The 14,100-nt window shown below is 50.1% G+C and carries 8 protein-coding genes and 2 pseudogenes; 6 read left to right on the forward strand and 4 right to left on the reverse strand.

Annotated features, from left to right (window positions below; genetic code table 11):
* Positions 1-39: 39 nt before the first annotated feature.
* Both aroA and DXA93_RS08990 read right to left on the reverse strand, forming a co-directional pair.
* Positions 40-1,323 (reverse strand): 3-phosphoshikimate 1-carboxyvinyltransferase, encoded by a 1,284-nt coding sequence (aroA, locus tag DXA93_RS08985; RefSeq protein ID WP_118594499.1) that lies wholly within the window; start codon positions 1,321-1,323, stop codon positions 40-42.
* A 34-nt stretch (positions 1,324-1,357) separates the two neighbouring features.
* Positions 1,358-2,470 carry a prephenate dehydrogenase gene (locus DXA93_RS08990; protein WP_055265977.1) on the reverse strand — a complete coding sequence of 371 codons (1,113 nt, stop codon included), beginning with the start codon at positions 2,468-2,470 and terminating at the stop codon, positions 1,358-1,360.
* 398 nt (positions 2,471-2,868) lie between these two features.
* On the opposite strand from DXA93_RS08990, the gene DXA93_RS08995 reads away from it, so the two are divergent.
* From DXA93_RS08995 to DXA93_RS09005, 3 genes and pseudogenes are all read left to right on the forward strand, one after another.
* Positions 2,869-4,959, forward strand: a complete 2,091-nt coding sequence (locus DXA93_RS08995) for an elongation factor G (protein WP_022461417.1) — start codon at positions 2,869-2,871, stop codon at positions 4,957-4,959.
* A gap of 233 nt (positions 4,960-5,192) precedes the next feature.
* Positions 5,193-7,595 (forward strand): annotated as a pseudogene (gene leuS, locus DXA93_RS20560) (leucine--tRNA ligase).
* A gap of 94 nt (positions 7,596-7,689) precedes the next feature.
* Positions 7,690-8,253, forward strand: a complete 564-nt coding sequence (locus tag DXA93_RS09005) for a TIGR01440 family protein (protein ID WP_117761562.1) — start codon at positions 7,690-7,692, stop codon at positions 8,251-8,253.
* A 90-nt stretch (positions 8,254-8,343) separates the two neighbouring features.
* Here DXA93_RS09005 and DXA93_RS09010 read toward each other — a convergent pair whose 3' ends face one another.
* Together DXA93_RS09010 and DXA93_RS20565 are read right to left on the reverse strand one after the other, a co-directional pair.
* Positions 8,344-10,812, reverse strand: a complete 2,469-nt coding sequence (locus DXA93_RS09010; protein WP_118594498.1) for a cation-translocating P-type ATPase — start codon at positions 10,810-10,812, stop codon at positions 8,344-8,346.
* Between the two features lie 215 nt (positions 10,813-11,027).
* Positions 11,028-12,768 (reverse strand): annotated as a pseudogene (locus tag DXA93_RS20565) (Rqc2 family fibronectin-binding protein).
* 151 nt (positions 12,769-12,919) lie between these two features.
* Between DXA93_RS20565 and DXA93_RS09020 the strand changes: the two are divergent.
* The 3 genes from DXA93_RS09020 to rpoZ are packed head-to-tail and all read left to right on the forward strand — an operon-like array spanning position 12,920 to position 14,099.
* Positions 12,920-13,198, forward strand: coding sequence for a DUF370 domain-containing protein (locus tag DXA93_RS09020; RefSeq protein WP_055218332.1), 279 nt, complete (start codon positions 12,920-12,922; stop codon positions 13,196-13,198).
* Positions 13,191-13,805 (forward strand): guanylate kinase, encoded by a 615-nt coding sequence (gene gmk / locus DXA93_RS09025; RefSeq protein WP_022461423.1) that lies wholly within the window; start codon positions 13,191-13,193, stop codon positions 13,803-13,805. Before DXA93_RS09020 ends, gmk begins: the two co-directional genes overlap by 8 nt.
* A gap of 15 nt (positions 13,806-13,820) precedes the next feature.
* Positions 13,821-14,099: a DNA-directed RNA polymerase subunit omega gene (gene rpoZ, locus DXA93_RS09030; protein ID WP_022461424.1), complete on the forward strand. Its 279-nt coding sequence runs from the start codon at positions 13,821-13,823 to the stop codon at positions 14,097-14,099.
* Position 14,100: the final 1 nt, after the last annotated feature.

Consider the following 14,100-nt stretch of genomic DNA (forward strand, 5'->3'; position numbering starts at 1 on the left):
GGAAATGATCTTCACAATCCATTTTTGTTTAAACGTTTTTTATGCCTGCAGCCGTGCCAGATCCTGGTAGAATGTCGGATACGAGATATCCACACAGCCGGCGCGCAGGATTTCCGTCGGTGTCTCTGCGGCAAGCGAAGCGATTGCAAACGACATCGCAATGCGGTGGTCGAGGCGGCTGTCGATTTGGGCGCCGTGGAACGGTTTTCCGCCCTCAATGATCATGCCGTCGTCCGTGCCTTCCAGGGAAACACCCATCGCGGTGAGTTCGTTTACCATGATATCAAGACGGTTCGATTCTTTGACTTTCAGCTCCTCCGCATTCCGGATCACGGTTGTACCGTTCGCTGTGGCGGCAAGAACCGCGATGATCGGGATTTCATCGATCAGGGTCGGGATCAGTTCGCCCTCGATGACAGTGCCGGAAAGAGACGGCGTATAGCGCACGAGAAGGTCTGCAACCGGTTCTCCGCCGGAGTTCTGCTCATTCAGAAGTGTGATGTCAGCACCCATGGCGCGGCAGACGCGGAGCATACCGTCGCGGGTCGGGTTGATGCCGACATTTTTCAGGAGCACCTCAGAGCCTGGAACTATCAGCGCGGCGGCGATGAAGTAGGCGGCGGAGGAAATATCTCCCGGCACACGGACGAGATTTCCATGGAGATCCGGGTCCGGCAGAACCGATGCGGTCAGCCCTTCGGAGGCAACGTCGGCGCCGAAGAATTTCAGCATCAGCTCCGTATGGTTTCTGGAAAGAGCCGGTTCGGTAACGCTTGTTTTTCCGTCAGCATACAGTCCGGCAAGCAGGACACACGATTTGACCTGTGCGGATGCGACCGGCGAAAGATAGGAGATGGCGTGGAGCGGATGGCCGTTGATCGCAAGCGGCGCACAGCCGTTTTCCGGAATACTGCGGATGGAAGCGCTCATCTGGGTCAGCGGATTGATGATGCGTCCCATCGGCCGTTTTTGAATAGAGGCGTCACCGGTCAGTGTACTGGAAAAGTTCTGGCCGGCAAGAATGCCGGAGATCAGGCGTGTCGTTGTTCCGCTGTTTCCGCAGTCGAGAACGGCGGACGGAGCCGAAAGCCCGTGCAGACCTTTTCCATGAACGAGGATGCGCTCCGGCGTGTTCTTGATCTCAATGCCCATACTGCGGAAGCAGGAGATGGTGGAGAGACAGTCGGCACCCTGTAAAAAGTTTGTGACTTCTGTGGTTCCCTCTGAAATGGCACCGAACATGACGGCGCGGTGGGAAATGGATTTATCGCCCGGCACGGAGATTTCTCCGCGCAGAGGACGTACTGCTTTCTGGAACTGCATAACGTAACTTCCTCCTGTCAAGATATACGCGCTTTTAATTGCGGATATGAATGGTATAGCCATGGTCTTTTAAGACCTTCCGGGCAAGAATGCCTGCCTGCTCTTCATAAAATTCAATGCGGAGAGCACCCTCTTCGAACTCGCGGTTATGCGTAATGCCGATATTTTTAATACTGATCTGGTTGATGGCAAGAATTGTTGTAACGGCTGCGATTCCGCCGGCTTCATCGAGCAGGTCGCAGTAAACGACGTATTCTTTCTTTGTCGGTCCATAGGAAGAATCTTCCATGGAATTCCGGTATTCGCGGGAACTCTCAAACATATTGTAGAGCTCGTGGCCTTTTTTGTTGTCAACCAGGTATTTTGCCTGGACGAGAAGGCGGATATAGGAATCCAGCACATTCGAGAGCTGCTTCTGGTTTGAGAGACAGATCTGCTGCCATACCTCCGGGGAGGAGGAAGCGATGCGGGTGATGTCCTTGAAGCCGCCTGCAGCAACGGTTTTCATCTGCTCTTCCGGTGTGTCCAGGGATGCGAGTGCATTGACCAGGGTAGCGGCAACGATATGCGGCAGATGACTGACACCTGCGGTGATGTAGTCGTGCTCTTCGTATGTTAAAACCATCGGGATCGCCTTTAAGGACTGGACAAGATCAACGAAAGCGGAAACTGTCGCGATCTCAACATCTGGTCCGGGTGTAATCATATAGTAAGCATTTTCCAGCAGGTAATCGGTGGCGCTGGAATATCCCGTCTTTTCGGAGCCTGCCATCGGATGGCCGCCGATAAACTGGTGCGTCATGCCGAGGGTCTCAACCGCCTGATGGATTTCTCCTTTTACACTTCCGACGTCTGTGATGATACAGCCCGGTTTTGCGATGCCTTTCACGAACGGAAGATAGGAGATGTTGGTGCTGACAGGAGCACATAAGAAGATATAGTCACAGTCGGCAAAGCGGTCGTCCCGTTCTTCCAGCGCGATATCAATCACGCCTTCCTGAATTGCCTCTTCGATCGTCGCTTTGGTGCGGCAGTAGGCCATCAGTTTATACTCCGGGTGAACCTTTCTGAGGGTTTTTGCAATGGAGCCGCCGATGAGGCCAAGGCCGATAAAGCCGATACAGATTTTTTCGGATGTATCACACATAATTCAAGTAGTCCTTTCTGACAATTTTCGTAGGTAAATCGTATAAAAGACATTGTAAAGCATCTGAAATCAAATGTCAAAGATTTCTTGCTTTAAAGCGACAAAGCATTTTTGAAAGGCAGCAATTTTGCTTGTTTTGCAAAATCCGGCAGATTCCACAGAAAAGCCAGACAGAAAAGCGGAAGAAAGACAGAATAACCAGCTAAAATACATATAAAATTTAAAAATTCAGAAATATATTGTGAAATATGAATAATATACTTGCAAAAAAGCAAAAACTTTAGTAGAATAGTGACTATGATAAGAGGAACGGAAGACGTGAATCTTGATAAAAAGCAGAAAGGCGAATAAGAGCGGCCTTGCAATCTGCAAATTTACTTACATGGGAGGTATTACATATGGACGTTTTTAGAACTGACCGAATCAGAAATGTGGTGCTGCTGGGGCACAGCGGCTCCGGAAAGACAAGTCTGACCGAAGCTATGGCTTATCTTTCCGGTATGACAAACCGTCTCGGAAAAGTGACAGACGGAAATACCGTCAGCGATTTTGACAAAGAAGAAATCAAGCGCAAATGCTCTATTTCCACAACGCTTGTCCCGGTCGTATGGGGAAAAAATAAGATCAATGTTCTGGATACTCCTGGAATGTTTGATTTCGTAGGAGAAGCACAGGAAGCCGCTTCCGCAGCAGATGCCGCTGTAATCGTGGTATCCGGAAAGGCCGGCGTGCAGGTCGGAACCCAGAAAGCATGGGAACTCTGCGAGAAATACAATCTTCCGCGTATGATCTTTGTAACGGAAATGGATCAGGACGATGTCAGCTACCGAGAAGTCGTTGAGCAGCTCACCGAACTGTACGGAAAACGAATCGCACCGCTTCATATGCCTCTGCGTGAAAACGGTAAATTTGTAGGATATATCAATATTGTAAAGAACAAAGGCCGCAGATATATCGAAAAAGATAAAAAAGAAGAATGCCCGATTCCGGATTACTCCGTAGAATATCTGGAGAAGTACCGTGAAACCCTGATGGAATCCGTGGCAGAAACAAGTGAAGAGTTTATGGACCGCTACTTTGGCGGAGAAGAGTTCTCGGTAGCAGAGATTTCCGCAGCGCTTGCCATGAACGTAGGAGACGGCACCATCGTTCCGGTATGCATGGGATCTCCGGTGAACCTGCAGGGCGTATCGAACCTTCTGGATGATATCTGCGGATACTTCCCGGATCCGTCCACCCGTCCGTGTGCCGGCATCAATCTCAATACGAACGAAATTTTCGAGGCAAATTACGACTTTGCGAAACCGAAGAGCGCGACCATTTTCAAGACGATCGTGGATCCGTTCCTTGGAAAATATTCAATGATTAAGGTTTGCTCCGGCGTTATTAAAAGCGATGATGTGCTCTATAATGTAGATCAGGAATCCGAAGAAAAACTGAGCAAGCTGTACGTGCTCGAAGGCTCCAAGCCGATCGAAGTACCGGAGCTTCATGCAGGAGATATCGGTGCCATCGCAAAACTCGGCGATGCAAGAACCGGCGATTCCCTTGCGACAAAGAACAATCAGGTCCGCTACGGAAAACCGGATGTTTCGACTCCGTACACCGCAAAACGATATAAACCGAAGAACAAAGCCGATGTAGATAAGATCTCCCAGGCCTTTGCCAAGATGATGCAGGAAGACCTGACTATGAAGGCAGTCAATGATTCTGCAAACCATCAGACATTGCTGTACGGCATGGGCGACCAGCACATCGATATTATCGTCAGCAAGCTGCTGGAGCGCTACAAAGTAGAAGTAGAGCTGTCCCGTCCGAAGGTAGCCTTCCGCGAGACGATCCGCAAAAATTCGGATGTAGAAGCAAAATACAAAAAACAGTCCGGCGGCCACGGCCAGTACGGTCATGTAAAAATGCGCTTCTCCGCTTCCGGAGATCTCGAGAAACCATACGTTTTCGAGCAGGAAGTTGTCGGCGGCGCCGTTCCGAAGAACTACTTCCCGGCTGTTGAAAAAGGTATCCAGGAAGCCGTACAGAAAGGCCCTCTGGCTGCTTATCCGGTAGTCGGCGTCAAAGCCGTTCTGTATGATGGTTCTTATCATCCGGTAGACTCCTCCGAGATGGCATTCAAGACCGCAGCGATCCAGGCGTTCAAGAAAGGCTTTATGGAAGCATCCCCGGTTCTCCTTGAGCCGATCGTTTCGATGAAGATCACGGTAGACGATAAATACACCGGCGATATCATGGGCGATCTCAACAAACGCCGTGGCCGTGTGCTCGGCATGAACCCGGATCACAAGGGCCATACGATTATCGAGGCTGATGTTCCGGAACTTGAGATCTACGGATACGGCACAACACTCCGCTCCATGACAGGCGGAAGCGGTGATTTCTCCTATGAGTTTGCGAGATATGAGCAGGCTCCGTCCGATATCCAGGCAAAAGAGATTGAGGCAAGAGCTTCGAAGGTTGAAAAAGCAGAAGAATAAAGCTTTATAAAATAGTGTGATAAAACAGAGAAAATCCGGTTTCGGGAGCAGAATTCGCCCGGAAACCGGATTTTTCTGCGGTTTTTGAAGAAAAACGGAGGATATAGGAAAAAATAAATTGTAAAAACAGGGAAAGAGTGATAGAATACAGCTATATGTTCAAATGCGCATGCTGTCCTATGCGGCGGTGTGAGAAAAAAGAACTTTGAACTTGAACATGCAGGAGGTTACCTATGAGTAAAAGATATGAGCCACAGGACATTGAAAAAAAGTGGCAGAAGATCTGGCAGGATGAAAAAGCCTTTGCCGCCACAGATGATTATACAAAACCGAAATACTACGCACTCGTTGAGTTTCCGTATCCGTCAGGACAGGGACTTCACGTAGGCCATCCGCGTCCGTACACTGCACTGGACATCGTAGCCAGAAAGCGCAGAATGCAGGGTTACAACGTTCTGTATCCGATGGGCTGGGATGCATTTGGTCTTCCAACGGAGAACTATGCGATCAAAAACCACATTCATCCGAAGATCGTTACCAAAAACAACGTACATCACTTCAAAGACCAGCTTCAGTCTCTTGGATATTCCTTCGACTGGGACAGAGAGATCAACACGACGGATCCGGAATACTATCACTGGACCCAGTGGATTTTCCTGAAACTTTTCAAAGCCGGACTGGCATATAAAAAAGAAATGCCGATCAACTGGTGTACTTCCTGTAAGGTAGGTCTTGCAAACGAGGAAGTTGTAAACGGCGTGTGCGAGCGCTGCGGAAGCCCGGTTGTCCGCAAAGTAAAGAGCGAGTGGATGCTGAAGATCACCGAGTATGCAGACAAGCTGATCGACGGTCTGGACGGCGTTGACTATATTGAGCGTGTCAAAACTTCCCAGAAAAACTGGATCGGACGTTCCCACGGAGCAGAGGTTGATTTCTCCCTGAAAGATAAACCGGAGAAGCTGACTATCTATACCACACGCCCGGATACCCTGTTCGGTGTTACGTACATGGTACTCTCCCCGGAGCATCCGTACATCGACCAGTACAAAGATGAGATCAAGAACTGGGATGAGGTCTGCGCATACCGTGAGATGGCAGCCAGAAAATCCGATTTCGAGCGTTCCGAGCTTGCAAAAGACAAGACCGGTGTCATGATCGACGGACTTTCCGCAGTCAACCCGGTTAATGGAAAAGAGATCCCGATCTGGATTTCCGATTATGTACTGATGAGCTACGGCACCGGCGCCATCATGGCAGTACCGGCACACGATGAGCGTGACTGGGAGTTCGCAAAGAAATTCAACATGCCGATCATCGAGGTTGTTGCAGGCGGCGACGTACAGAACGAAGTTTACACCGACGTTGCAGAGGGAACTCTTGTCAACTCCGGTTCCTGAACGGACTTTCCGTTGCGGAAGCAAAAAAGAAAATTCTTGAGTGGCTCGAAGAGAACCACGTTGGAAAAGCAAAAACAAACTATAAGCTGCGTGACTGGGTATTCTCCCGTCAGCGTTACTGGGGTGAGCCGATTCCGATCGTACACTGCGACAAATGCGGTTACGTTCCGGTTCCGGAAGAATCCCTTCCGCTGGAGCTGCCGGATGTAGAGAGCTACATGCCGACCGATAACGGCGAGTCTCCGCTGGCTGCCATGACAGACTGGGTCAACACCACCTGCCCGTGCTGCGGAGGACCTGCAAAACGTGAGACCGATACCATGCCGCAGTGGGCTGGTTCTTCCTGGTATTACATCCGCTATACCGATCCGAAGAACAAAGAGGCTCTGGCAAGCAAAGAAGCTATGAAATACTGGCTGCCGGTTGACTGGTACAACGGAGGAATGGAGCACACCACCCTTCACCTTCTGTATTCCCGTTTCTGGCATAAATTCCTGTACGATCAGGCGTAGTTACCTGCCCGGAACCGTATCAGAAACGTACTTCCCACGGAATGATCCTCGGCGAGAACGGCGAGAAGATGAGTAAATCCCGTGGAAACGTTGTCAACCCGGATGATATCGTAGCTGAGTTCGGTGCAGATACCCTGCGTACGTACGAGATGTTCATCGGTGCCTTCGACTTAAGTGCATCCTGGTCTCAGGAAGGCGTAAAAGGATGCCGTCGTTTCCTCGAGCGTGTATGGAAACTGCAGGACAGCCTGGTAGACGGAGATCCTACTCCAAAGAGCTGGAGTCCAAAATGCACCAGACCATCAAGAAAGTATCCAGCGACTATGAGTCCCTGAAATACAACACAGCGATCGCAGCCATGATGACCCTGGTCAACGAGTTCTACAAAGCCGGAAAAGTAACGAGAAAAGAGTTCGAAACCCTTCTGATCCTGCTGAATCCGGTTGCACCGCATATGACCGAGGAACTGTGGGCAGACCTTGGATACGAAGGCCGTCTGTATCAGACCGCATGGCCGGAGTTTGACGAGGAGAAGACGGTAGAGGCAGTAGCCGAGATCGCTGTTCAGATCAACGGTAAAATGCGCGGAACGATCAAAATCGCCAAAGATGCAGATAAAGAGACCGCAATCGCCGCTGCAAAAGAGGCAGTTGCAGACAAACTGACCGGAAACATCGTAAAAGAAATTTACGTACCGGGAAGAATTGTGAATATCGTTCAGAAATAATAATTATGTAAGCTGAAGAAAGGAGGCTGATTCTTGGAAAAAGAGTCAGTCTCCTTTTGCATAAATATTGCTGTTTAGCAAGGAGGGATACAAAATGGATCTTAAAACAATCAGACAGGAAGCGCGTGCCGTCGCAGAGGAGCTGATTACGACGGCGCAGATGAAACCGGGACAGACTCTGGTAGTGGGATGTTCTTCGAGTGAAATTCACAACAGTAAGCTTGGAACGGATTCCAGCCAGGAGATCGGGCAGGCGGTGTTTGAGGCGCTGTATGCGTGTACGAAGGAGCATGGGCTGTATCTGGCGGCGCAGTGCTGTGAGCATCTGAACCGCGCGGTTGTTCTGGAGCGTGCGGCGGCAGAAAAATACGGTTACGAGCCGGTCTGCGCGGTACCGTGGCTGCATGGCGGCGGATCGTTTGCGATGGCGGCATACTATGGATTGGAGGACGCTGTCACCGTAGAGCGTGTGCAGGCGCATGCAGGTATTGATATCGGTGATGTGCTGATCGGCATGCAGCTGAAGGCAGTAGCCGTTCCGGTCCGGGTATCGCAGAAAACGATCGGAGATGCGCACGTTGTCTGCGCGCGGACAAGACCGAAATACATCGGCGGCGAGCGGACGCATTACGCGGAAGATCCGGAGATGAGAAAGTAAGAAACTGTGATTTGTAAATCAAAAAATGCCGTACAGGCGGAGGAAAAATTTCCAACGCTGTACGGCATTTTTGATGGTTGGTTTTACGTTTTATTTCGCTTTTCTCGCTTCCCGTTTTCGCAGGAAGAAAATTTTCTGCTTCCGGTAAAAAGAGGAAATGGAATCCACGAGGATGCTCAAATATCGCAGAACCGGCTCTGTTGCGACAGAGAATACGACCAGCAGCATGATACATTTTCTGGACATATCAGAAATGGCGAACAGTTGGTTCAGATAGGTACTGCAGAAAATGAAGGCAATAATCGAGCCGATCAGGATCGTCCAGCGCATCCAGTTGAGCGGCTTGCTGATCCGGTAGAGAATCATAAAACCGACAATGGCGAGCAGTACGGTGGAAGCGGTCGAAATATCTTCCGAGCCGACCGCAAATTCCTGGCCGAAGACGACGAGTGTTGCGACCATCAAAAAGTCGGTCAGCGCCGCAGGCAGGGCCCGTGTCAGAATGTTCGTGATAAAGTGGCCCGCGATCCGGTTTTTGTTCGGCATCAGCGAGAGCAGGAAGCCTGGAATACCGATCGTAAACATACTGATCAGCGAGATCTGGGACGGCTCCAGCGGATACGTCACCATCGAGATCAGTGAGAAGATGGACAGCAGGAACGAGAAAATGTTCTTTACCAGGAACAGCGTTCCCGAGCGCTGCAGGTTGTTGACAACGCGGCGGCCTTCCAGTACGACAGAAGGCATCTTCGAAAAGTCGTTGTCCAGCAGAACGAGCTGTGCAGCCTGTGCGGCAGCGTCACTTCCGGATGCCATCGCAACGGAGCAGTCGGCATCCTTTAATGCGAGCACATCGTTGACACCATCGCCGGTCATCGCAACGGTCTTGCCGTTTTTCTTTAAAGCCTGGACAAACTGGCGTTTTTGGTCTGGTGTGACACGGCCGAACACGGTGTATTTCAGGATTGCTTCTTCGAGCTCTTCCGGTGTCTTTAGAGTGGAAGCATCAATATAATCCTCTGCGTGTGCAATCCCTGCCTGGCGGGCAACCTCAGATACCGTTACCGGAGTATCACCGGAGATGACCTTGACATGGACACCCTGATCTTCGAAGTAGCGGAACGTTTCCGGTGCTTCTTTTCGGATCGGATTGGAGAGAAGCACGTAGCCAAGCGGCGTGACACGGCCGGAGAGTGCTTTTCCATTCGGTACAGTTTCGGATGTGCCGAAGACGAGGAGACGGAATCCCTTTGAGGTATACGCTTCAATTTCACTCTGATAGCGTGCAAAATCATCGCGGAGAACGAACTCCGGGGCACCGAGCACGTAGGAGACATCCGAAAATGTCACACTGGAATACTTGAATTCCGAGGAGAACGAAGTCATCGAAACGGCAGTTTTGCCGTTGCTGTCTTTAAAATATTCTTTCAGTGCCGCCATAGTAATGTTGTCGTTTGACATGGCAGATGCGAAATCACCGACCGCAAGGGAAAGCTCTTCTTTCTGCAGTGCGGGAGCATTTTTGCCGGATTCTGTATCAGGGACTGAACTGGAGCCGACCAGAATCAGATCATGTACTTTCATATTTGTCTCGGTGATGGTTCCCGTCTTATCGACACAGAGCACGTTGACGCGAGCCAGCGTCTCGATACATTTCATATCATGCACGAGAACCTTCTGCGAAGCCAGCCGCATAACGCTGACGGCAAGGGCAACGCTTGCAAGCAGGTAAAGACCTTCTGGGATCATGCCGAGCACGGCGGCCACCATCGAGGTAATGCTCTCACGGAACGTTTCGTGGGAGACGAAAAACTGCTGGCCGAAGAGCAGAAGACCGATCGGAATGATCAGAATGCCGACAACCTTTACCAGCTTGTTGAGGGAGCGGATCATCTCGGACTGTTCGCCCTCTTTCATGGCCTTTGCCTCGAGGGTCAGACGGGAAATGTAGGAATCTTCACCGACCTGGGTCAGACGGCTCTTGCAGCTTCCGGAGACGATAAAACTTCCGGACATCAGCTCGTCGCCCGGGCGCTTGGTAATCTCATCGGATTCACCGGTAAGCAGCGATTCGTTGACCTGTACCTCACCTTCAAGCACGACGGCATCAGCGCAGATCTGTTTTCCTGCGGTAAATACAACAATATCATCGAGTACGAGATCTTCCGCGGCGAGTGTTACCTCAGCCCCGTCACGGATCGCAGTAGCCTTCGGCGCGTTTAAAACAGACAGCTTTTCCAGCGTCTTTTTCGCCTTGATCTCCTGTACAATACCGATCAGCGTGTTCGCGATGATGACCGGCAGAAACGTAAGATCCCGGAACGAACCGGCAAGGATCAGAAAGATGGCAATAATCAGAAAAATCAGGTTGAAATACGTACAGACATTGCTCTTTACGATCTCGGCCGTTGTCTTGGACGGAGGTTCCACCGCACGGTTGGTCCAGCCGTTCTCGCGGTACTCGGCAACCTGCTCGGCGGAAAGGCCTTCGGAAGGGTCTGCCTCATAACGCGTCGTTGGAACACGGCGGTGAATGATTTCGGGAATTGTTTTGTTCATAACAGTTATATTCCTCTCCGGCCGTCCTGATAAAGAAGAGACAGCCTCACTGTGGTTTGTTTGAAAAAGATCACGTCTGGAATCTTTTTCCATACTAAGAAGTATACCATAGAGCATCGAAAAAGAAATGAAGGAAGTATTAAATTTTACGAAAAAAAGACTTTTCGCAAAGAGGAACAGATAGGAATGTGCGAAAAGTCTTTTGTATTCTGAATTTAGTCCTGTACTTCCTGAAGATTGCGGATGTTCGGCTCCGCCATCATGGAGTAATTGGTGTAATAAACAACGAAGCCCGGTTTGCTTCCGTTTGGTTTGCGCAGGTTTTTCTTTAAGGTGTAGTCGATTTCCACCTTCGGTGCCTGTCTGCCTTTCGAGTAATAGGCGGCGAGAGCAGCGGCCTCTTCGTAGACGGAATCCGGCAGCTCTTTACCGTTCGTCTTTACGATGACATGGCTGCCCGGCTGGCCTTTCGCGTGGAACCACCAGTCGTTGCCGGAGGCGAATTTAAACGAAAGTTCCTCGTTCTGGAAGTTGTTCTTGCCGACATAAATGTCAAAGCCCTCGGAAGAGCGGTAGTGGAACGGATGGGAGGTGATTTTCTGCTTTTTCCCTGTCGGTCCCTTGCGGCGGATGTAGCCGTACTCGATCAGCTCTTCTTTTAACTGCACCAGATCCGCCTCATCGAGCGCAATATCAAGCGCCGTGCTGATGGATTCGAGATGGTCGATTTCCTCTTTCGTCTCGACAAGAAGTTCCTCGAGTGCCTCACGGGTCCGCTTCAGCTTTCCGTAGCGGTCGAAGTATTTTTTTGCATTTTCGCCGGCAGAGAGCGTTCCGTCGAGTGGAATCGTGATTTCCTCGCCGTTATAGTAATTGACGGCGTTCAGCGAAGTATCGCCCGGCTGGCAGCTGTAGCCGTACGTATTTAAAAGCTCACCGTAAATCCGGTATTTTTCCCGCTTGTCGGTGTCTTTTAACTGTTTCTGCTGCAGGTCGTATTTTTTGACATTCCGTTCGAGTGCGGTATTGACGACACGGCGCAGATCGGAAGATTTCTGACGGATGCGGGTGATGCGGTTTTTCATGGCATAGTATGTTTCCAGTACACCGGAGATCGAATCGTATGTTTCCTCCCGCAAATCCTGATACTGCGTCAGTTTCAGTGCGGAAAATTCTTTCGGCTCATCGCCTGGTATACGATGTTCGGCGTAAATGCGCCGTTTTTGATATCCTCAATCAGATAAGAGAAGGTGCGGAACAGATGAAGCTTCGCATTTTCTTCGAGTGCATTGACCGCAAATCCGCCGTCGATGCCGGCGCGGCAGCAGACTTCCTCCGCCATCAGCGGGCTGAAGCCGGTAAGGGAAGTGTAGATTGCCTTTGCGGCAGCCATCGGTTTCGTGCAGACGAATCGAAAAATTCTTCTTCTGTGATCGTGAGCGGATCTTTCTTATCCTGCGTGTGCGGAATGAACCAGGTGCGGCCCGGAAGAACCTCACGGACAGAACTCATGTTGGCGGAAATATGTTTGATACTGTCAAGGATCGTATTGTCCTCCTGACAGAAGATCAGGTTGCTGTGTTTTCCCATGATCTCCACAATCAGCTTCTTGCGGCAGATATCGCCGAGTTCGTTCAAATGCTCGAGCTCAAAAATAAGAATACGCTCGAGTCCCGGCTGGGTAACGGAGAGAATGCGGGCGCTGCCGATGTGTTTGCGGAGCAGCATACAGAAATTCGGTGCGGTCATCGGGCCGGGCTTATTGTTGTCCGTCAGGTAGATCAGCGGAAGCGAAGCACTTGCCGAGAGGAGAAGACGGTAAACGGTACGGTTGTTTTTTATTGTAATCATCAGCTCGTCGTTTTCCGGCTGTGCGATCTTGTTGATCTTTCCGCCGACGATGGTCTGATTCAGTTCCTGTGCAATATTTGCAATGGTAATTCCATCAAAAGCCATAGAAAATATCTCCTTTGTTTGAAATTCTGGTATTTTCATTATAATACAGAAAAAAAGATTTGACTAGGCTTTCTGAATGAATTATAATAAATCTGTATGGGTAGATGTATTTTCTGAAAAAGACTTCAGAAGGTACAGGAAAGGACGGATTGTGGCAAAACTGATCAACATCGGATTCGGCAATGTCGTAAATTCGGATAAAATAATAGCAGTGGTGAGTCCCGAGGCGGCACCCGTCAAGCGTATGGTGCAGCGTGCAAAGGAAAGCAACCGCATCATCGATGCGACGCAGGGAAGACGCACGAAAGCAGTGCTCATCACCGGAGAAGAATTTATCATCCTTTCGGCTTTGCAGCCGGAAACGATCAGCCGCAGATTCAACGGCGGCTGGGAAACAGAAAAAGAGCGAGGGGAATCTGAAAATGAGTAGAGGAATACTTACTGTAGTATCCGGTTTTTCCGGAGCAGGAAAAGGAACACTGATGAAACGCCTGATGGAGGAGTACGACAACTATGCGCTGTCCATCTCCGTCACCACAAGAGACCCGCGTCCGGGCGAGGAAGACGGCGTATCGTACTTTTTCCGTACAGAAGAAGAGTTTGACCGCATGGTAGAAGAGGATGCCTTCCTCGAGTATGCGCGTTACGTAAAACATTCCTACGGAACGCCGAAGGCATACGTAGAGGAGCAGCTGGATGCCGGAAAAGATGTTCTGCTTGAGATTGAAATCCAGGGAGCACTTCAGGTCAAGGAAAAACGTCCGGACACCCTTCTTGTGTTCATCACACCGCCGACCGCCGAGGAGCTGGAACGACGCCTCCGGGGACGCGGAACGGAAACAGAAGAAGTCATCAAAGGCAGAATGGAGCGTGCAAAAGAGGAAGCACAGGGCATGGACCAGTACGATTATGTCCTGATCAACGACGACCTCGAAACCTGCGTAAAACAGATGCATGAGACCATTCAGAGCCAGCATTTCATGAGCAGCAACCAGAAAGACTTTATCGAACAGATGAAAAAAAGTCTGGAAAAATAGAAAGGAGCATTTATTATGATTCATCCATCTTATCAGGAACTGATTGCAACTATTAACGAGGGCCAGGATCTGGACGAGGCACCGGTTGTCAGCAGCCGTTACTCTCTGGTACTTGCAACAAGCAAACGTGCAAGACAGATCATCGGCGGAGCTGAACCGCTTGTAAAAGTGAAAAAAGGCATGAAACCGCTTTCCATCGCCGTAGAGGAGATGTACAAAGGAGAGGTTACAATCCTTCCGGAATCTGAAGTTGAAGCGGAAGAGGAAACAAAAGAGGAGCCAGTAATTGAATAAT

The organism is Blautia sp. OF09-25XD (assembly GCF_003482095.1).
Classification (GTDB): Bacteria; Bacillota; Clostridia; order Lachnospirales; family Lachnospiraceae; genus Fusicatenibacter; species Fusicatenibacter saccharivorans.